At 54.3% G+C, this 20,101-nt stretch carries 17 protein-coding genes and 1 riboswitch; of the genes, 12 read left to right on the top strand and 5 right to left on the bottom strand.

Annotation, left to right across the window (positions count from 1 at the left end; all coding sequences use genetic code 11):
* Positions 1–316 precede the first annotated feature (316 nt).
* Positions 317–527, top strand: a riboswitch (cobalamin riboswitch).
* A 59-nt stretch (positions 528–586) separates the two neighbouring features.
* The 9 genes from cobU to LF95_RS09680 all read left to right on the top strand — a co-directional run bounded on the left by cobU (position 587) and on the right by LF95_RS09680 (position 12,308).
* Positions 587–1,114: a bifunctional adenosylcobinamide kinase/adenosylcobinamide-phosphate guanylyltransferase gene (gene cobU, locus LF95_RS09720; RefSeq protein ID WP_073954986.1), complete on the top strand. Its 528-nt coding sequence runs from the start codon at positions 587–589 to the stop codon at positions 1,112–1,114.
* 126 nt (positions 1,115–1,240) lie between these two features.
* Entirely contained in the window at positions 1,241–2,281 is a 1,041-nt protein-coding gene (gene cobW / locus LF95_RS09715; protein ID WP_073954985.1) for a cobalamin biosynthesis protein CobW, read from the top strand.
* A gap of 96 nt (positions 2,282–2,377) precedes the next feature.
* Positions 2,378–6,211 (top strand): cobaltochelatase subunit CobN, encoded by a 3,834-nt coding sequence (cobN, locus tag LF95_RS09710; protein ID WP_073954984.1) that lies wholly within the window; start codon positions 2,378–2,380, stop codon positions 6,209–6,211.
* Positions 6,177–7,025, top strand: coding sequence for an endo alpha-1,4 polygalactosaminidase (locus tag LF95_RS09705; protein ID WP_252509719.1), 849 nt, complete (start codon positions 6,177–6,179; stop codon positions 7,023–7,025). Before cobN ends, LF95_RS09705 begins: the two co-directional genes overlap by 35 nt.
* Positions 7,026–7,388: 363 nt before the next feature.
* Positions 7,389–8,069 (top strand): hypothetical protein, encoded by a 681-nt coding sequence (locus tag LF95_RS09700; RefSeq protein ID WP_073954983.1) that lies wholly within the window; start codon positions 7,389–7,391, stop codon positions 8,067–8,069.
* 287 nt (positions 8,070–8,356) lie between these two features.
* The gene (cobO, locus tag LF95_RS09695; RefSeq protein ID WP_073956150.1) at positions 8,357–9,001 is read left to right on the top strand and encodes a cob(I)yrinic acid a,c-diamide adenosyltransferase; all 645 of its coding nucleotides are present in this window, start codon (positions 8,357–8,359) and stop codon (positions 8,999–9,001) included.
* A 46-nt stretch (positions 9,002–9,047) separates the two neighbouring features.
* The gene (locus tag LF95_RS09690; protein WP_252509718.1) at positions 9,048–10,640 is read left to right on the top strand and encodes a cobyric acid synthase; all 1,593 of its coding nucleotides are present in this window, start codon (positions 9,048–9,050) and stop codon (positions 10,638–10,640) included.
* A 184-nt stretch (positions 10,641–10,824) separates the two neighbouring features.
* Entirely contained in the window at positions 10,825–11,499 is a 675-nt protein-coding gene (locus LF95_RS09685; RefSeq protein ID WP_073954982.1) for a glutathione S-transferase family protein, read from the top strand.
* Positions 11,496–12,308: a class I SAM-dependent methyltransferase gene (locus LF95_RS09680; RefSeq protein WP_073954981.1), complete on the top strand. Its 813-nt coding sequence runs from the start codon at positions 11,496–11,498 to the stop codon at positions 12,306–12,308. Before LF95_RS09685 ends, LF95_RS09680 begins: the two co-directional genes overlap by 4 nt.
* Before the next feature lie 102 nt (positions 12,309–12,410).
* Here LF95_RS09680 and LF95_RS09675 read toward each other — a convergent pair whose 3' ends face one another.
* Both LF95_RS09675 and LF95_RS09670 read right to left on the bottom strand, forming a co-directional pair.
* On the bottom strand, positions 12,411–13,442 hold the full coding sequence (locus LF95_RS09675) for a substrate-binding domain-containing protein (protein ID WP_252509717.1): 1,032 nt from the start codon (positions 13,440–13,442) through the stop codon (positions 12,411–12,413).
* A 110-nt stretch (positions 13,443–13,552) separates the two neighbouring features.
* The gene (locus LF95_RS09670) at positions 13,553–14,428 is read right to left on the bottom strand and encodes a tetratricopeptide repeat protein (protein ID WP_252509716.1); all 876 of its coding nucleotides are present in this window, start codon (positions 14,426–14,428) and stop codon (positions 13,553–13,555) included.
* Positions 14,429–14,708: 280 nt separating this feature from the next.
* Here LF95_RS09670 and LF95_RS09665 point away from each other — a divergent pair, with 280 nt between their 5' ends.
* Together LF95_RS09665 and LF95_RS09660 are read left to right on the top strand one after the other, a co-directional pair.
* On the top strand, positions 14,709–15,611 hold the full coding sequence (locus LF95_RS09665) for an SDR family oxidoreductase (protein ID WP_073954980.1): 903 nt from the start codon (positions 14,709–14,711) through the stop codon (positions 15,609–15,611).
* Positions 15,612–15,776: 165 nt separating this feature from the next.
* The gene (locus tag LF95_RS09660; RefSeq protein WP_073954979.1) at positions 15,777–16,784 is read left to right on the top strand and encodes a complex I NDUFA9 subunit family protein; all 1,008 of its coding nucleotides are present in this window, start codon (positions 15,777–15,779) and stop codon (positions 16,782–16,784) included.
* 149 nt (positions 16,785–16,933) lie between these two features.
* Here LF95_RS09660 and LF95_RS09655 read toward each other — a convergent pair whose 3' ends face one another.
* Positions 16,934–18,559, bottom strand: a complete 1,626-nt coding sequence (locus tag LF95_RS09655; RefSeq protein WP_073954978.1) for an RNA-directed DNA polymerase — start codon at positions 18,557–18,559, stop codon at positions 16,934–16,936.
* Positions 18,560–18,947: 388 nt separating this feature from the next.
* Positions 18,948–19,100 carry a hypothetical protein gene (locus LF95_RS22600; RefSeq protein ID WP_215905675.1) on the bottom strand — a complete coding sequence of 51 codons (153 nt, stop codon included), beginning with the start codon at positions 19,098–19,100 and terminating at the stop codon, positions 18,948–18,950.
* A gap of 12 nt (positions 19,101–19,112) precedes the next feature.
* Between LF95_RS22600 and LF95_RS23115 the strand changes: the two genes are divergently transcribed.
* Complete coding sequence (locus tag LF95_RS23115) at positions 19,113–19,376, top strand: type 2 periplasmic-binding domain-containing protein (protein ID WP_073954977.1); 264 nt, start codon at positions 19,113–19,115, stop codon at positions 19,374–19,376.
* A gap of 43 nt (positions 19,377–19,419) precedes the next feature.
* On the opposite strand, the gene LF95_RS09645 is transcribed toward LF95_RS23115, so the two are convergent.
* Complete coding sequence (locus LF95_RS09645; RefSeq protein WP_073954976.1) at positions 19,420–20,097, bottom strand: GntR family transcriptional regulator; 678 nt, start codon at positions 20,095–20,097, stop codon at positions 19,420–19,422.
* Between the last annotated feature and the right edge of the window lie 4 nt (positions 20,098–20,101).

Below are 20,101 nucleotides of genomic sequence, written 5' to 3'. Positions count from 1 at the left end.
GTGTCTTCTCAACACATCAATTCTTACAAATACTGACCTTTCGTCTAGGTAGGCCTTACTCTTTATGCCTCTGAGGCCTGCCTTAAGGTTGATCAGTATGGTTTCGGTTCCGATTGATGCCTTGAGAACTATGGACCTTTGGCACGTTATTAATGGAGGGTGCTGTTCATTTTCCAGAGCGGACCATCGGATTTGAAGTGTGTTTAAAAATGCCCTTAACCTGCTGAAACCAATTGCTTAAGCAACTTTTACGGTTGTGGTGAAATGTATTTTCTTCTATTGGGGGAAAATGCTATGGCGATGCGAGGCCTTCTAATCGGGACTCTTTTACGCTAGTGTCGGCATCGCCGACTGGGAACGGGAAATCCGGTGTAAGACCGGTGCTGCCCCCGCAACTGTAACGGGATGACGGGTCATTTACGGCAGGAACGCCTGCCACCCACTGAAGGATGGGGTAACCCCCTTTGGGAAGGGAAATGACCAACACGCCCGAAGCCAGGAAACCTGCCAGTGGTGATGTGGGCCTTTTGGGCCGCATCAATTGCAACCGGGTCTCGGGTGGAGACCATAGCGCAAGGAACGGGCCATGGCCCCAAAGGTTATTGAAAATGGCGTTCACCTGATATTGGGGGGCGCACGTTCCGGCAAAAGCAAATTTGCCGAGGATATGATCGTTGCCGCAGGCGGGGGCACCTATATTGCCACCGGACGCGCCTGGGACGATGAAATGGCTGACCGTATTGCCCATCACAAACAGCGCCGCGGCCCGCTTTGGGCCACGATAGAGGAACCGCATGATTTGTGCGGCGTACTCGAACGCCTTGATAGGGACAGCGAAGGTCCGGTTCTGGTGGATTGTCTGACCCTGTGGCTGACCAATCTTATGATCGGCGAGCATGATATCGAGGCCGAGATCGAGCGTCTTTGTGTGCTTTTGCCCCGGCTGGCTTTGCCGGTTTTGCTGGTGTCAAACGAGGTTGGCTTTGGCATTGTGCCGGAAAACGCAATGGCGCGTGCCTTTCGCGACCATGCCGGGCGCCTGCATCAGCGCATTGCCGCACTCTCGCGTCAGGTGACGCTGGTGGTTGCGGGCATTCCAATGAGTGTTAAATAATTTCAATCCGGTATGTGATACCCGGACTCTCGCGTCAGGTGACGCTGGTGGTTGCGGGCATTCCAATGAGTGTTAAATAATTTCAATCCGGTATGTGATACCCGGTTTTTCAAGGATTTAAAGACAATGGCGCATTTGGGTAAAATTCCCGCAACCGTAATTACCGGCTTTTTGGGGGCCGGCAAAACCACCATGATCCGCAATATGCTGGAAAATGCCGGTGGCAAGCGTATCGCTCTGATTATCAATGAATTTGGTGATGTTGGCGTGGATATGGAAGTCATCAATGGCTGCGGCATTGAAGGCTGTGCCGAAGAAGACGTTCTGGAACTTGCCAATGGTTGCATCTGTTGCACCGTGGCCGATGACTTTGTACCGACCATGCAGAAATTGCTGGATCGCGACACCCCGCCAGATCATATCGTTATCGAAACTTCTGGCCTTGCCCTGCCCAAGCCGCTGGTAAAGGCCTTTAACTGGCCGGAAATCCGTTCGCGCGTGACGGTGGATGGTGTTGTTGCCGTGCTGGATGCCGCTGCCCTGCGCGATGGCCTGTTTGCCCATGATCACGACGCGGTGCAGGCCCTGCGTGAGGCCGATGAAAACCTGGATCACGAAAGCCCGCTTGAAGAACTGTTTGAAGAACAGCTTCATTGCGCCGATATGGTGGTTCTAAATAAAACCGACCTTCTGACCGACGATGAAAAAAGCAAAGTCGAGGCCGATATCCGGGCCGAGCTAAAGCGTCCGTCGGTCAAAATCATTGCGACAGAACATGCGCGGATTGAAAATGCCGTGTTGCTGGGCCTGGGGGCCGCCGCCGAGGATGACCTTGAAAGCCGCCCGTCCCATCATGATGACGGCCATGAGCATGACCATGATGATTTTGAAAGCTTTGTTGTTACGCTTGAGGACGTTACGGACCCCGCCGCCCTTGAAAAACGGCTGATCAATGTGGTGCGGGAATTTGATGTTTTGCGCATCAAGGGCTTTGTCCATGTACCGGGCAAGCCGATGCGCCATGTGGTGCAGGGTGTTGGCGAACGCTTTCAGCGCTATTTTGACCGCCCGTGGCAGGAAAATGAAACCCGACAGTCGCGTCTGGTGGTGATTGGCCTGCATGATATGGACCAGCAGGCAATTACCAGCGCCATTCTGGCAGCCTGATCGGCGGGTAAACCAAGAAAGGCAGCATCATTCAGGGTGCTGCCTTTTTGATCTTCGATATTTTAACGCCCCTCCCTTTGCAGACAGGCCGAATTCATGCACTTACTTGCCGCACAGCCGGGAATGATCACCGATGGCAGCGAGGCCGTTGATTTGGGCCAAAGCCCCGGTGATGTTGTTATTCTCTCGGCAGCGGAATCCGAATTGGCCTGTCTGGCAACGGCACAGGCGCATCTTGATGGTGAATTTCCCGGCAAGGTGCCGTCGCTCCGCCTCGCCAGCCTGTTACAGCTGGGGCATAATATGTCGGTCGATCTTTATATCGATGATGTGGTGTCCCATGCCCGTTTCATCATTGTGCGGGTGCTGGGCGGGCGCGGCTATTGGGAATATGGCATTGAACAATTCGTCGCACTGGCGCGCGAACGTGATATTCCGCTGCTTTTGCTGCCCGGCGATGACCAGCCCGATGCCGAATTGCTGTCGCTTTCGACTGTGAAAGGCCAGGCATGGCAACAGGTTTGGCGTTACCTGGTTGAAGGCGGGCCGGGCAATGCCGAAAATTTGTTGCGATATGTTTATGAATGTATCACGGCGGAAACGGAAAATGCCGATACCGGCATCCAATGGCACTGGCAGCCACCTGCCCCGCTGGTAAAGGCCGGGATTTACTGGCCGGGTAAAAGCAATGTAGCCCTGCCCGACCTTGCCGGTGTTTGGCAGGCTGGCAAGCCGGTGGTGGCGGTGGTTTTTTACCGGGCGCTGATCCAGGCGGGTAATCTGGATGTGATTGACGCCGTGATCACGTCGCTAGCACGGTCCGGCCTTAACGCCCTGCCCGTTTTTGTTTCCAGCCTCAAGGACCCGGTGGCCGCTGCCCTGGTGGCAGACTGGCTGGCGGATTCCAACAGTGATTTGATTTTAAATACCACCGGCTTTGCCCTGGCTGTGCCCGGTGCCGTGCGCGGCGAAAGTCCGTTTGATGCCGTGGATGCCCCGGTGATGCAGGTGGTATTGTCGGGCGGCAGTGAAAGCGCCTGGCGCGATGGGGTAAATGGCCTTGCAGCACGCGATATCGCCATGAATGTCGCCCTGCCTGAGGTCGATGGGCGGATATTTTCGCGTGCGATATCCTTTAAGGGTTCCGCCGGGCGGGATGTGCTGACGGAAATTGATCTGGTCAAATATATCCCGGTGATGGATCGGGTGGATTTTGTCGCGCAATTGGCGGCAAACTGGGTGCGCCTGCGCCAAACCCCGGCCCCGCAAAAACGGGTGGCGATGGTGATGGCGAACTATCCCAATCGCGATGCGCGTTTGGGCAATGGTGTGGGCCTTGATACCCCGGCAGGCATGATCACGACGCTAAAGGCCATGCAGGCGGCGGGATATGACATTGCCAACCTGCCTGCATCGGGCGATGCCCTGATTGATCAGGTCAAATCCGGCCCGACCAATGATTTTAAGGCCCTTGATCAGCGCGATATTCGCATCATCCTACCACTGGCGGATTATCAGGCGGCCTTTAACGCCCTGCCCGCTTCCATTCGCGATCAGGTGATGGAATGTTGGGGTACGCCCGAAAGCGACCCGTTTTATCGCGCCGGTGAAGGTGGCTTTGCTTTGTCGATTGTGCCGATGGGCAATGTGGTGGTCGGTTTGCAGCCCGCGCGTGGTTATAATATTGATCCGCTTGAAAGCTATCATTCGCCCGATTTGGTGCCGCCGCACAATTATTTCGCCTTTTATATCTGGCTGCGTCACAGCTTTGATGCCCATGCCATTATCCATTTTGGCAAGCATGGCAATATGGAATGGTTGCCGGGCAAATCTCTGGCTTTGTCCGATGATTGCTTTCCTGAAGCGGTTTTTGGCCCCACCCCGCATCTTTACCCCTTTATCGTCAATGACCCCGGCGAAGGTACGCAGGCCAAACGCCGGGCGCAGGCCGTGATTATCGACCATCTGACGCCGCCGCTCACCCGTGCCGAAAGCTATGGTCCGCTTAAGGATATGGAGGCCCTGGTTGATGAATATTACGATGCCGCCGCCGTTGACCCGCGCCGTTTAGCCCTGCTGAAACGCGATATTCTGGAACTGGCGGTGCGCATTGGTCTGGACCGCGATTGCGGCATTGAAACCGGCGAAGATGAAGAAAGCGCGCTGGCAAAGCTTGATAACTATCTGTGCGAGCTGAAGGAACTGCAAATCCGCGATGGGTTGCATATTTTTGGCGAGGCCCCTGAAGGCCGCCTGTTGACCGACCTTTTGGTCGCACTGGCGCGGTTGCCCCGGGGCAAGGATAGCGGCAAAACCGCCTCCCTGCACCGTGCGCTGGTGCGCGACCTGATGCCGGAACTGACCGGCGAAACGGCGTTTGATCCGCTGGATTGCGTCATGGGTGATGCCTGGCACGGTCCCAAACCCGCCGTTCTTTGCGCCTATGACGGGCAATGTGGCCCCTGGCGCACATTGGGGGACACGGTGGAGCGCCTTGAAGTGCTGGCACAGGACCTGGTGGCGGGCGAAAAGCAGGCGGATGACGGCTGGCAGCACACGCAGGATGTTCTTTGCGATATCGAAACGTCCCTGCGACCGGCGATAACGCAATGTGGTGCGGCCGAGCTTGCGGGCATTTTACGCGGCCTTGCTGGCAAGTTTGTTGAGCCCGGGCCATCGGGTGCGCCAACCCGTGGGCGGCCCGATGTATTGCCGACCGGGCGTAATTTTTATTCGGTCGATACCCGCACCGTGCCGACACCGGCGGCCTGGCATCTGGGCTGGAAATCGGCGGAATTGCTGCTTGAACGCCATGTGCAGGAACATGGCGAATGGCCGTCTGCCCTGGGTCTTTCGGTTTGGGGTACGAGCAATATGCGCACGGGGGGCGATGATATTGCCCAGGCAATGGCCATGATGGGGGTGAAGCCAACATGGGATTCCGCCTCGCGCCGGGTGACGGGGTTTGAGGTTTTGCCCCTGTCGCTGTTGGGGCGACCGCGCATTGATATTACCCTGCGTATTTCCGGCTTCTTCCGCGATGCCTTTCCCGGCCTGATCGATTTGTTTGACAGTGCCGTGCGTGCGGTGGCCGCGCTGGAGGATGAACCCGCCGACATGAACCCGATAGCCACCCGTGTGCGCGGTGAAACCACCCGCCTGACGGCGGAGGGTATGGCGGCTAAACAGGCCGGGGAAATGGCGGCTTATCGGGTGTTTGGTTCCAAACCTGGGGCCTACGGGGCCGGGTTGCAGGCCATGATTGATGAAAAATTGTGGGAAGATGAAGCCGACCTTGCCAATGCCTACCTTGCCTGGGGCAGTTATGCCTATGGCAATGGGGCGAGTGGCACGCAGGCGCGCCGGGTTTTTGAAACGCGGCTAAGTGCGGTGGATGCGATTGTCCATAACCAGGATAATCGCGAACATGACCTGCTGGATTCCGATGACTATTATCAGTTCGAAGGTGGAATGACATCGGCGGTGCGCCATCTTTCCGGGCAGCAGCCGGTGATATATCATAATGACCATTCCCGCCCCGAAAGCCCGAAAATCCGCACGCTTAACGAAGAAATCGCCCGTGTGGTGCGGGCCCGTGTGGTGAACCCGAAATGGATTACGGGGGTGATGCGGCATGGCTATAAGGGCGCGTTTGAAATGGCGGCAACGGTGGATTACCTGTTTGCCTTTGCCGCCACGGCGCGCTGCGTTTCAGACCATCATTTTGACCTGGTTTATGATGCCTATTTGGGCGATGACACGGTGCGCGATTTTATTGCCGACCATAACCCCGATGCCCTGAAGGACATTCGCGACCGCCTGGCCGAGGCGATTGACCGTGGCCTGTGGCAACCACGGCGCAACAGTGTTACGGCAGACTTGTTGGAGAATATCAATGCGCGCGGTTCAAATGACCCAATCGGGCGGTAATTGTATCAACCCTTTGATGCGCAAGGGGATTATGGCAGGGGCCGCGATGCTGCTGTGTCTGAATGTTACCCCTTCACAGGCCGGTGAAAAAACCGCTGCTGGCAAATGGCAAGCGGTGCCTAAGGGGGCCTTTTACTGGCAGTTACAGGGCGATGTGACCCCGGCCAAGGGCAGCCGGGTCGTGGATAGCGACCTGTTTGATACCCCGGCAAGTCAGGTTGCCAAATGGCGCAAGCAGGGGCTGTATCCGGTTTGTTATGTCAATGTTGGCGCGGTTGAAGACTGGCGTGATGACGCATCGGATTTCCCCGAAGACGTGATCGGTGCCGCCTATGAGGACTGGGATGGGGAACGCTGGCTGGATATCAGCCAGTATTGGGCCTTTTCCGATATTATCGAAGCGCGGCTGGATTTATGTGCCAAAAAGGGTTTTCTGGCTGTCGAGCCCGATAATATCGATGGGTATGATAATGAAACCGGCTTTGATCTGTCGCGCGATGACCAGCTTGCCTATCTGCGCTGGTTAACCGCACAGGCCCATCAGCGCGGGCTTGCCATTGGTCAGAAAAATGCGCCGGATCTGGTCGGTGATTTGGTTGATGACATGGATTTTGCCTTGTTGGAATCCGCTTGGCGCGATGATTTCCTGGCAGAGTTCAAACCATATCGAAGTCGGAACAAACCCGTTTTTGCTGTGGAATACCGCGAAGACGGTGCCAGCCTGGAAAAGATGTGTGGCGATATTGGTCAGCAGGGTTTTATCGGTGTTTTGGCCGAGTATGACCTGGCGGGGCATATTGAGAACTGCCGTTAAGTTCTCTGTCACAGTCTTTTGACGCAAGGGGTATGTGCGCCTGATGCGGGGCGTCCTTCGATGTCTGACAGGCGGATTGCAAACAGTCCGTCAACTCTGGCGCGATAATGATTGGGGCTGTCGAAAAACAGGATCGATTTGGCAACAATCGCGCACACCCTATCTTGTAGCTTGCTGTATCCAGGACCCCCAAAAGTCGTTTTTCGGAACCTTTAGGTAAACTTTAACGTTTTCGAAATGGGTGATTTGTGCGTTAATGGTTTATTAACCCTTGGTTGGGCGAAGAGTCACCCCATTAGGGGCCGGGACGCAGCGGCGAATACAGCCGGTTAAAATGCGCCAGGCCCAAGGCAGGAGGCCGCGATGGAGACTTTAAAACTGGTTCGTTTGCCCCATTATGCGCAAACACCGCCCCCCGCACATGGCGGGCATGCGGACATTATAGATTTCCTTTTAACCGGGCAGGAAGTGCCCCAGTGGCTGCGCGATGATTTGCACGGTAAGGGTGCCATGCGCCCGGCACGCGGGGCGATTGGCGCTGTTTTAAAACTGCGGGAGCATTTTGGTAAATGCCATGAACCGGTCAGCCAAAAACAGTTCCGCGACGGCTTAACCGAGCTGGGCCGTCATTTCCCTCTGCCAGATCACCAGAAAATCACGTCGCGAGAACGGATTTACTGGCGTTATCTGCAGGGTGTTGAAGCACCCGTTTGGCAGGCAACCGTGTCGCTGGCCCATATCCGGCAAAAAACCTTTCCCGTGGTTCGGGACCTGCGGGCCTTGATTGACGATGTGGTTGCCAGTCGTAACTGGGCCGAAAGGCGGCTGGAACAGGTGGAACACAGCTTTGCCGCGCCCGTAAATACCCCTAATGCGGTGATGAAAACGGCGCTGATCCGTTTGCGGCAAATGTCCCCCGGTGACCGGTTGCAATTGTTTAACAAGGCCCGTATGCGCCGCCCGGAACTAGCCAATACCGATATGCGCGAACCGGCCAAATGGGCCGATTTGGTAGTGGCTGATTTGGGTGTGGCCTCGCAATAATGCGGTTGGCGTGGGACGGGCGGATCGGTCAGGCCAACGGCAGCGCGGGTAAAGCGTGAAACAGGCATGAGAAAGGGCGCGTCTGGTTGGTGCGCCCTTTTGTGTGGATGCGGGTGTTTTTTGCGCAAGCAGTCTGTTTGCTATTTGATGCTGTTGATTTTGCTGTGTCTGCTTTTCATGGGGTGGAAAATTGACAATCCTTCTTGATTGTCCGGGGGCTTTGGGTGACTTTGGCCGGATGATAAAGGGGCAAAATCGCCCAAACCGCAGCAAGGATGGAAAACCCGATGACGGATCAAACCGCAAGCCCGGCCACCAGCAGCGAAATTGATGCGCAAAATGCCCGCCACGATGAAAAAATGAAAAAAATCAAGGCGGCGCGTGACAAGATGATGGCGGCCAAGATCGATAAAAAAGGTCTGGTGATTGTGCATACCGGCAAGGGCAAGGGCAAATCCTCCTCCGCCTTTGGCATGGCAATGCGCTGTGTCGGCCATGATATGAAGGTGGGTGTGGTCCAGTTCATCAAAGGTGGCTGGGAAACCGGCGAGGCCAAGCTGTTGGCGAAATTTCCCGAATTGTGTGAATTTCATGCGATGGGGGCCGGTTTTACCTGGGAAACGCAAAACCGCGCCCAGGATATTGCCCTGGCCCGGCAGGCCTGGGAAAAGGCACGCGAAATGATGCGGGATCCGTCCTATTCGATGGTTATTCTCGACGAGCTGAACATCGTGTTGCGCTATGATTTTTTGCCGCTGGACGATGTTTTGGCCGCCCTGGTGGATAAATTGCCCGATCAGCATGTGGTAATTACCGGCCGGAATGCGCCTGATAAACTGATCGAGGCGGCTGATCTGGTTACGGAAATGACGCTGGTGAAGCACCCGTTCCGAGAACAGGGGATCAAGGCGCAGATCGGTGTTGAATTTTGATTTTCGGGTGTGATGCTCGGTATATAATGAAAGTTTCGGTTTTATAATGAATAAACCGGCGGGCAATGTGACCCCGGCCCTGATGTTGCAGGGCACCGGGTCGGATGTGGGAAAATCGCTTTTGGTGGCGGGGTTATGCCGCGCCTTTGCCCGCCGTGGCCTGCGGGTGCGGCCGTTTAAACCCCAAAATATGTCCAATAATGCCGCCGTTACCGCCGATGGCGGGGAAATTGGCCGGGCGCAGGCCCTGCAGGCGCGGGCCGCCGGGGTGGAAACCACGGTGCATATGAACCCGGTTTTGTTAAAGCCGCAAAGCGAGATTGGCGCGCAGGTGGTGGTGCAGGGGCAGGTCCTGATCAGTGCCAGGGCGCGCGATTATTACCGCCTGAAACGCGACCTGTTGCCGCGTGTGATTGAAAGTTTCAACATCATCGCGGCCGATGCCGATTTGGTGATTGTCGAGGGGGCCGGGTCGCCCGCGGAAGTCAATTTGCGGGCGGCCGATATTGCCAATATGGGCTTTGCCGAAGCAACCCGAATGCCGGTCGTGCTGGTGGGTGATATTGACAGGGGCGGGGTGATTGCCTCGATTGTCGGGACGCATAATCTGCTTTCGGAAAGCGACCGGCACTGGCTGAAGGGCTATGTGATCAACAAGTTTCGCGGTGATGTATCGCTGTTTGACTCCGCGCTTGAGATTATCGAGGACCACACCGGCCTTAAAAGTTTTGGGATCGCAACGTTTTGGCCGGATGCGGCAAAACTCCCGCCCGAAGATGGCGTGGCCCTGGGGCAGGCGGGGCGTTATCGAAAATCATTGCAAACACAAATTGCGGTTGGGCCAGAGGGAGCATCGGCAGCGGCATCGCAGGCACCGTTGTTGCGGGTGGCCGTGCCGCATTACCCGCAAATTGCCAATTTTGATGATTTGGACCCGCTGCTGGCTGAACCGGGCATTGATCTTATGTTGGTCAAACCGGGCGAAGTGATCCCGGCGGGGTGTGACTTGGTGCTGTTGCCCGGCAGTAAATCGACGCTGGCGGATTTGCGGTTTTTAAAGGCGCAAGGCTGGGATAGCGACATTATCGCCCATTGGCGCAATGGCGGCCATGTGATGGGCATTTGCGGTGGGTATCAAATGCTGGGCACGCGCATTTGCGACCCGGACGGGGTTGAGGGCGAACCGGGCGAGGAAGCTGGCCTGGGCCTGCTCGATGTGCAAACCGTGATCGCCGGGCGCAAAACCCTGCGCCAAAGCCAGGCGCGGGTGCTGGGCCATGCCCTATGCCCGGTGGCGGAGGGTACGGCCCTGACGGGCTATGAAATTCATATGGGGCACACCACCGGGCCGGATCGCAAGGCGGGCTGGGTTGCGACTGTGGGTCATGAAGGCGCTGACGGGGCCATTGGCGGGCAGGGAAGGGTGATGGGCTGTTATTTGCATGGCCTGTTTACCAGCGATGATTTCCGCAGGGCCTATCTGGCCGCGATTGCCGGGCAGGGAACGTGGGATCAGAATACGGCCTTCGAGGCAGGGATTGATACCACCTTGGATGGGCTGGCTACCCATCTGGAACAATGCCTTGATCTGGATGCTTTGTGGGAACTGGCAAAAACACGCAATAATGCGATGATTTAATTCGTTTTGTTAACGTTTTGGCGGCATAATCGCGGACATGTTTAAACGGTATGGGTTTTGGGGCAGCGATGGCTTTACATTCCCCCCCGAGACATGTTTTTTAAAACTATTGCAAAACGGTCCCAAACCGGGTCAAACACCGTGAAATTGTCACCTTTTAGTCCTGATCGGTAACTGTCTGACCATGCGTCAATTATATCATTTCTGGCTGTCCCCGTTTTCGCGCAAGGTCCGGTTGATTCTTGCGGAAAAGAAACTGGATTTTCAACTGGTTGCAGAACCGGTATGGGAACGGCGTGAAGAATTCCTGCGCATGAATCCGGCTGGTATGGTTCCTGTTTTGCAGGAAGAAGACGGCACCATCATTTCAGACTCGACCGTGATCTGTGAATATCTTGATGAAGTGTATAACGACGAACCGTTGATGGGAAAAACCCCGGTCGAGCGTGCCGAGATCCGGCGTCTGGTGGCGTGGTTTGACGGCAAGTTCAATCAGGAAGTCACGGAAAACCTGTTGGGGGAAAAATTCCTCAAGCGGTTTTTTACCCCGGGATCAACCCCCGATACCGGGTGCCTGCGGGCCGGTCGGGTGAATGTCGGCCATCATCTGGATTATCTGGGCTGGTTGTTTGAACGGCGGAAATGGCTGGCGGGTGACCATTTGACGATGGCCGATATTGCTGCGGCTGCGCAAATTTCGGTGATTGACTATATGGGCGATATTAAATGGTCGCGTCATGAAGCGGCCAAGGAATGGTATATGCGCATCAAAAGCCGCCCGTCGATGCGTGATATTCTGGCCGATAAACAGGCGGTGTTTCCGCCTGCATCGCATTATGCGGACCTGGACTTTGAATGACATCCCCGGCCCTGCCTGACGATAACGGGTTTTACCCCGAAGGCGGGCTGAATGTTGCCAGCTATGATTTGCGGGCCGAACTGGACCGCAAACTGTTTGATGATCCGCTGCCGTTTTATCGCGACTGGGCGGTTAAAACCGGCGGGCCGGTGCTGGAGCTGGGTTGTGGCACTGGGCGGATTGCCGGTGAAATTGCCCGGCACGGTATTGCGGTGGAGGGGCTTGATCTTTCCGGGGCGATGCTGGCCCAAGCCCGCCGTAACTACCCCGATTTAACCTGGCATCAGGCCGATATGTGCGATTTTGACCTGAGTCGTCAGTTTGCTTTGGTGATTATTCCCTTTCGTGGATTACAGGAAGTCATCACGGCAAGCGGGCAGCGTGCCGCCCTGTCGCGGGCGTTTGCCCATTTAAAACCCGCCGGGATGCTGGTGTTTGATTTGATTGACCCTGATTTGCGCTATTGCCTGCCCGAAGGGGATTTGGAAATTGTGCCATTGCCTTTATTTCCCATGCCCGAGGGGGTGGGGGCGGCCGATAGCCGGTTGCGCATTACGGCGATGGAACGCACCAACACCCCCTTAACCCAGCAATTTTGCGAACATTGGCGGTTCGAGGAAATTGCGCCTGATGGAACGGTGCGCCGCTGCGAGGATAACTGGCATCATATGCGCTGGGTGCATCGGGCGGAAATGGCCCTGATGCTGGAACTCTGCGGGTTTGTTTCGATTTCAGAATATTCTGGCTTTGGGCAGGAACCCCCGCGTTATGCGGCCAATCAGGTATGGGTGGCGCAGCGTCCGATGTGATGCTGGTACCTGTCTCGCGCCATCCGGATATCTGGCTTTTTTTAATGTAAAACAGGCCCCGCGACGGTGCAGGGCCTGTCTTTATGCCGTTGCTAGGATGGCTTAGGGCAAAAATTTCTGCGCTTCGGCCAGGGCATTTTTGCGTTCGCTATCAGGCAGGGGCACCAGGCCGTTATCGACCAGAAGGCCTTCCTGGCCGATAATGCCATCGGAAACATAGGTGGCAATAAAGGAAGACAGTTCAGGCACAAGCTGGCGGTGGTCATCCTTGACATACAGGAACAAAGGGCGGGAGCCCGGATAGCTGCCATCCAGAATGGTTTCATATTCCGGCGTCACACCGCCAATCGGAATGCCTTGCAGGGAATTTGCATTGCGTTCCAGGTTGTTAAACCCCATCACGGCATAGGATGTCGGGTCTTTTTCGAGCTTGCTGATCAAAAGACGGTCGTTTTCACCGGCTTCGATATAGGCCCCGTCTTCGCGCATGGTACGGCATAACAGACGGAAGCTGTCGGGCTCCGCACTTTCCATGGCCGCAATATCGGCAAAGGTACGACAGCCACGATCCATCAATAACTGACCCAACAGGTCACGGGTGCCCGATGTGGGCGGCGGGCCATAGACGCGAATGGCCAGATCGGGCAGGCTGGGGTCGATATCCGACCATTTTTGATAGGGGTTCGGCACACTGGCACCCTGAACCGGTACCGTACGCGCGAGTGCAAGATAAAGCTGGCGCGGGCTAAGTTTCATGGTCGGTGCCTCGCGCGAGCCGATCAGGACGATCCCGTCATAGCCAATGCGGATTTCCGAAATATCGCGTACGGAATTGGCGGCACAGACGGCGCGTTCGCTGCCGCTGATCGGGCGGGAGGCATCGACAATATCGGGGTATGCTTCGCCAATGCCGCCACAAAACAGCTTGAAACCGCCGCCCGACCCGGTGCTTTCCACAACGGGTGCCGGTTTGCCGGTGGTTTTGCCGTAATATTCGGCCACCTTGGCGGTCAAGGGATAGAGTGTGGATGATCCGACAATACGAATTTGGTCACGGGCGTGGGCGGTACTGGCACCAAACGCCGCCCCGACGGCCAGGGCAATTACAGCAGAACGAACAGAACGGCGCATCATATCCCCCGATGCAGTCACAAAATGATCAAACCGGATGTTTCCGGACGGGTGAAATGCCAGCCCTCTAAAATCGCGAAGCAATGGGGCTGGCCTCTCAACCGGAAGGCACCTTAGTTCTTCTTGGGGCTTTCTTCCATCTTCTTGTCGTTACCGTTTTCTGAATCCACATCCATTTTTTCGATATTGTCGCGTGCGGCCTTGGCCGCCGGTGTGCCATCGCCCAGTTCAATTACGGCCAGCCAGTCCTTGCGGGCAGCTTTGTTGTTGCCAGCAATGCGGTACAGATTGCCGCTTTCAAGATGGGCCTGCAAATGGTTGGGTTGCAGTTCAAGGGCGCGGTCAATATCGGCCCGGGCAAGGTCATAGGTTTTAAGAGCCCGCCACGCACTGCCGCGATAAACCAGGGCATCGACATTTTTGGGGTCAAGGTCCAGCGCCTTGTTCAAATCATCAATCGCTTCCCAATATTGTCCGGCCATGCCCAGGGTAACGGCCCGATCCACCCACAGGCTGGGGTCTTTATCGACCAGTTTCAGGGCACGGGTCTGGTCGCGCCAGGCAAATTGCAGGTTATTGACCATCGTCCAGGCCTGCGCCGCCTGGCCCAGAAAACCGGCGACGATATCGGGGCTGGATTTGCTGTTATCGGCCATTTGATCAAGTTTGGTGGCGGCCTCGGTATAGTTGCCAAGCCCGATCAGGGCGACGGCTGCGCAATGTTCAGCCGGTTCACCGCCGCCCATATCGGCCCACTGGCTGGCACTGTCATAGCCATCCTGTGGTTTGAGGCGCGCCAGTTTCAGGCAGGCGGTATATTCGTGGGCGGCATCGGTTTGCGGAATGACATCGGACTGGTTTTGCGCCTGCGCCACAACGGGGGCGAGAACAAGGCTTCCGGTAACTGCCCCGATCATTCCGGCACTCACGGCTGTAAGCAGGGACAGTCGGCGCAGGCCAGAAAAAGTTGAAACGATACGTCCGGGCATGGAATCCTCATTATGGTTCATGGCAGTTGGGGCACAAATCGACCGTTTGATGATAGCCGATTTGCCAGCATCCCACGGAATGAAAACGGCAACATGATGATTGTGTTCCCCCAATAGGTGACTTTTGCCAATTATTTTGATTTTTAAAGCGGTTTCGGCCCTGGCCCGACGCCGGGATGACTTTGCCGGTTAAAAAAGAGTCTCCTTCAAATCGCTGTTGAAAAACCCTACTGTGCGACATCAAATCTGACCCTGCCGCAAGCAACAAGGCTCATTTCATATGCCCAACAAGCTTTTCTGTTTTGGTACCGGCTTTAGTGCCCGTCTGGTGGCACGAAAATTAAGGGCCGAAGGCTGGGACATTGCCGGGACCACGCGCCGCACCGATAAATTCGACGCCCTGAAGGCCGAAGGCATTACCCCGTATCAGTTTGATGATGGTGTGCCAGTGGCGGATATTGCCAAGGCCCTGCAGGGGGTAACACATGTGCTGGTATCAACCCCGCCGGGCGGGAATGGCGACCCGGTTTTGGCCCATCATCGCGCCGATCTGGCGGCATTACCATCGCAAACCTGGATCGGGTATTTGTCAACGACAGGCGTTTATGGTGACCGCAATGGCGGTGTCGTGGATGAAGACGATGACCTGCTGCCCTCTGGCAAGCGTGGGCGTCGCCGGGTGGCGGCCGAAAAGGCATGGTTTGATTTGGGACAGCGCCATGGTTTGTGTGTGCAGTCCTTTCGCCTGGCCGGTATTTACGGGCCGGGGCGCAATGCGCTGGAAACCGTGCGGTCGGGCCGGGCCCGCCGGATTGTCAAGGAAGGGCAGGTTTTTTCGCGCATCCATGTCGAGGATATTGCCCGCACGGTTCTGGCCTCCATCGCACGGCCCCATGCTGGTGCGGCCTATAATGTGTGTGATGATGATGCGGCCCCGCCCCAGGACCTGATTGCCTATGCCTGTGGCCTTTTGGGGGTTGACCCGCCGGTGGAAGAGCCCTTTGAAACCGCGACCCTAAGCCCGATGGCGGCCAGTTTTTATGAAGATAATAAACGGGTGGATAATGGCCGGATCAAGCGTGAACTGGGTGTGGAGCTGTGTTACCGCGATTATCAGGCCGGGTTGCAGGCGCTTTTGGATGATATTGTGCGTAAAAGCAAAGGCATCACGGGTGAAAATTGACAAAACCACATTGTTGACGGGGCCTTTGCGTCGTATATAACCCTGTAACAGATGTATCAAAGGGAACCGCGCAATCATGACGGTTCCCAATCCCGGATCGGGCAGCCATCCCCTGGCGCGCCATCAGTGCGGACCCGAGAGAGGCCGACGAGGAGAGAATTTAAAATGGATCGTCGTATCATCACTGTATTTGGTGGCAGCGGCTTTGTCGGGCGCTATATCGTCAAGCGCCTGCTGGAAGCCGGTTATACCGTCCGTGTACCGACCCGCTTTTTTGAACGGACCAAAAAACTCAAGCCGATGGGCTATCTGGGCCAGATGGTTCCGGTGCATTGCGATGTTCGCGACCCTGAAGCGATTCGCCGTTCTGTTGACGGTGCCGAGGCGGTGATCAATCTGATCGGCATTTTATACGAGCGTGGTTCGCGCAGCTTCATGAACATGCACGTTGTGGCGGCAAAAAACATTGCCGAGGCCGCAAAGGCCACCGGGGTTAAAACGCTGGTGCATATGTCCGCCCTGGGCGCGAACAAAAACCCGCATTCGCTTTATGCCACTTCGAAACTGGCCGGCGAAAAGGCGGTGCGTTCTGCATTCCCCGAAGCGGTTATTTTCCGCCCGTCGGTTATTTTTGGTCCGGAAGACAACTTCCTGAACAAGTTTGCCGCAATGGCGCGCATTTTGCCGGTTATTCCGGTTGTGGGTACCCCGGCCCTGCCGAAGGTTGATCTGGGCAAAGGCTCGATCGATTTCTTTGGTGAAGGGGGCCCGAAATTCCAGCCGGTTTATGTGGGCGATGTTGCCGATGCCTTTTTCAAGGCAGTCGAGGATAAATCCCTGGCTGGCGAAACCTTTGAACTGGGTGGACCGGAAAAATACAGCTTCCTGCAAATCCTGGAAGATATGCGTGAACTGACCCGCCAGCGTGTGTGCCTGCTGCCGGTGCCGTTCTGGCTGGCATCGATCAAGGCGTTTTTCCTGCAATTCCTGCCCAAACCGCCACTGACCCCCGATCAGGTCCGTTTGCTCAAGACCGACAATGTTGTGTCGGACGATGCTAAAACCTTTGCCGATCTGGGGATTGTGCCGAACTGCCTGGAAACGGTGGCCCCGGCCTATCTGAAACGCTTCCGTCCGCCGCGCAAAAGTGGCGAATTCCGCCGTTTTACCTGATTGCGCTTTCACCGGATGGAATGCAGGCATGATTTGATCCTGCGGCCTGTGATAAGGTAATACATAAACGAGAAACCCTGCTACTGAAATGTGGCAGGGTTTTTTAGTGGTTTCTCGGTTTTCATTTATTATATATTTTATGATTATTTTTATATGTCAAATTCGTTTTCATCTTCGTCCATGTCAAATTCATAATCGTCGTCGTCGTCGTCGTCGTCGTCGTCGTCGTATCCATAGCGGGTGCGGCTAATGGCTCTTTTGTTTTTTTCTTTTATATTTTCTATGTGATCGTTGAAATCGATCAGTTTTATTCTTTTGTTGGCTAGGTGATTAAATTCTTCACTATATATTCCGGAAAATTTTGCTTTAGAATATCCTTGCGTTCGTGCAACTAGACTGACTAGCCAATCGGAATTTTCGGAAGATAGATTATTTCCTAATGATAGTTTTGGTTTTCGTCTGATTAAATTATCAGCAAAGGCTTGTATTAGTAACGCGCGGATGTGTCCATTTCTTGATTTTGATAAAGCTTCAATAATAGGTATTGGTATTTCAATTTTGCAGGCAATTAGCATCCATGTCATCCAAACTGTTTCGTGATGATGGTTTAGTGATAAGCTTCTTTGTATGATTATTTCAGCAACGGCGAGCCATCCAGGTTTATCTATTTCTAAACCTATGGCGCTGCGTTTACATAGAAGTAGACAAGCGTAATCAATTGAATGAGGGTGTTTTTGTATTATTCTTTGAAGATTTTGTTCTACAAAACTCCAGTTGTCTGATTGATAAATCTTGGCCTTGTCGAATGATCGAAATAATATTTTAATTGGACTGTCTGAGCCAATTTTTTGAGCCGTGTCCGTAGCCTCTGAAATTGCCCGTTCTATCGAGGTATGATCTCTGTTTTCAAAATCAGTAGGCATGTATTGCCTGAGACGTTGCGCCCAAAGATCATTGATAGGTTCTAAGCTTGAATAAATTTTTGTCTTTTGATCATTTAAGTTTAATTCATATGTTGAAATCAATTCCCTCAAACTTGAAAGGACCGCCTGCGCATCATATTCTGTTCGAAGACCTATATAATAGTCATCCACATGACGTACAGCTCCTACAATAGAATTTCCAACAATTTTTTGTAATTCATGATCTATTTTTGATAGAATAAATTCAGCAATTAGTCTGTATCCATCTGGTCCAACCAAAACACCACGAGTGTTTCCACGTTGACTATTTCTAACGAAATAATCCAGTGCGTTGAAAGTATTTTTTTGAGATTCTTTACGTGTGTCATTTTTAGATTCTTCTATGCCATGTGCTGCCCAGGATATAGAGTGAGTGTATATACTCGGGAAGCATTGAGCTATATCTGCTTTCAATATAAATGGAGCGTAGCTGATATTTTTAGATGCGTGTTTTGAGAGCTCGGAAAGAGATGGGACTTTCACTGCTCGATCAGCGTCCTCCCCCATAACCTCAGGTGCGCCGATAGAATTTCCAGAAAGGGAAAAGTTTTTCTCAAAAAGCTTCCAATTTTTCCATATAAAGCTAGAAATATGAAAGTAAGAAACGATATTAGGTGTTCCGAAGAAACGACGTGAACCGTCATGTTTAGTTGCGCTATAGCGTATATAATCTGTTTTTCTTTCGTGGAATTTCTCTTTATCTAATTTTGATATGATTCCTCGGAATGCTCGCTTTGAGTCTTTTGATACAAAACAAGGCGGTAAGGTCTCTGGGTATAATCCTGTGTTAATAAGGCTGAATCTTGTTTTCATATTATCTCTTTTATTTTATTGAAAGGAGAAAATGTTATACTTTTTTGTGATGTTAGTAAATGTTGATTCGGGGAATAGTTTGTAGAATTTTTATAATGTTAGCTATTTTCGTTAGTGTTCACATAATACGAGGGCACAAACATTTTGTCCAAACGAAGAGCGTGGTCGCGGGCGTTTTCAATATGGCTGTGCCTGTTGGGTCTGATGCCGACTGACAAAATGCCGTGATACAAAATGAAACACCCCGCCATATAAATGTCGCGACGTGCTTTTGGTTAGGTTTGCGCCGTTGAACGAGCTTGAGGTTTCCGCCATCTTTGCATTGGCGCGATGATAACTCTTATGGCTTGGCAGCAAACCGGCTGGCGATTTGGGCGACGCGTGTGCCTTAGCGTTGCGCGGTTTCCAGATCACCTGTGGACATTTTATCGGGCGCGGCATCGGCATCGGATTGTGCCATTGGTTCGATATAGGATCCCATCCGGTTGGGATCATCCCGTTTGGATGATTTCAGATTGGCCGGTTTAATCGCCAGGCTCACCCAGATGCCGCCGTGCTGCCCGGTCTGAGCTTTTCGCCATTGATGCTGGCGCTGTTGGTGAAGGCGCCGGTTTGGCCGGGTTGGGCGTTATGCAGGCTGCGTATGCGGGGGGTAATACCCCATCTTGAAAGTGGCGAACTGGTTGAAATCCCGCCGGATTTGCGGCCATCGCAGCTGGATGTAACTCTTATTGTCGCGCATCGGCGCAATTTATCGCGCCGTGTCCGGGCCTTTATGACCTGGGTTGAAGCGGTGATGGTGCCCTATTTGGAATAGGGCGTTGATATTCAACGGCATGGGGTGGCGGGGTAATTTGACCTTACATCTCGCCCAGGCCAAGGGCGCGGCCACGGGCATTTTCCAGATGGTTGCGCAGGGCTGTGACGGCGCGGTCCGGGTCGCGGGCTTCAAAGCCGGAAATGATTTCCAGATGGTCATTCATCACGGTGGTCAGAAGTTTTTCGTTGAGACGAAAGCGTTCCTGGCGGATCAGCCGGATTTTGACGGAATTGACCCGATAGACATTGGAAATGATGGCATTATTGAGCGAATCGATGATGCAGTCATGCAGGGACCAGTCAACAGCCTGGGCGCGTTCAAGAAGGTCCGGGGTAATGCCTTTTTCGGCATCGCGCAGCACGGATTCGTGGGCTTCGCGAATTTTTGCGATCATGTCGTCGGTGGCACTGATGGCAAAAAGGGCGGCAGCCTCCAGCTCCAGAAACATGCGGAGCTGAAAGGCATTGCGGACCAGATCGAGGTCAATATGGGCGACCTGCATGCCGCGTTGCGGCACGGTGGTGATCAGGCCGTCAGCCTCCAGCCGGGGCACGAGTTCGCGAATAGCACCCAGCGGCATGCCGGTAATTTCCACGAGTTCGCGTTGCGACAGAAATTGCCCCGGCAAAATGTCGCGGGCCAGAAGCCGCTCGGTAAAGCTGTCATAGGCGCGGCTGCGAAGGCTGCGTTCTCCTCTGGGCCGGGCGGCTTCTGTCATTTTC

It is taken from the genome of Thalassospira sp. TSL5-1 (assembly GCF_001907695.1).
Lineage (GTDB): Bacteria > Pseudomonadota > Alphaproteobacteria > Rhodospirillales > Thalassospiraceae > Thalassospira.
Note: the sequence above shows the minus strand (reverse complement) of the source record. Positions and strands in the feature narration are given on the sequence as shown.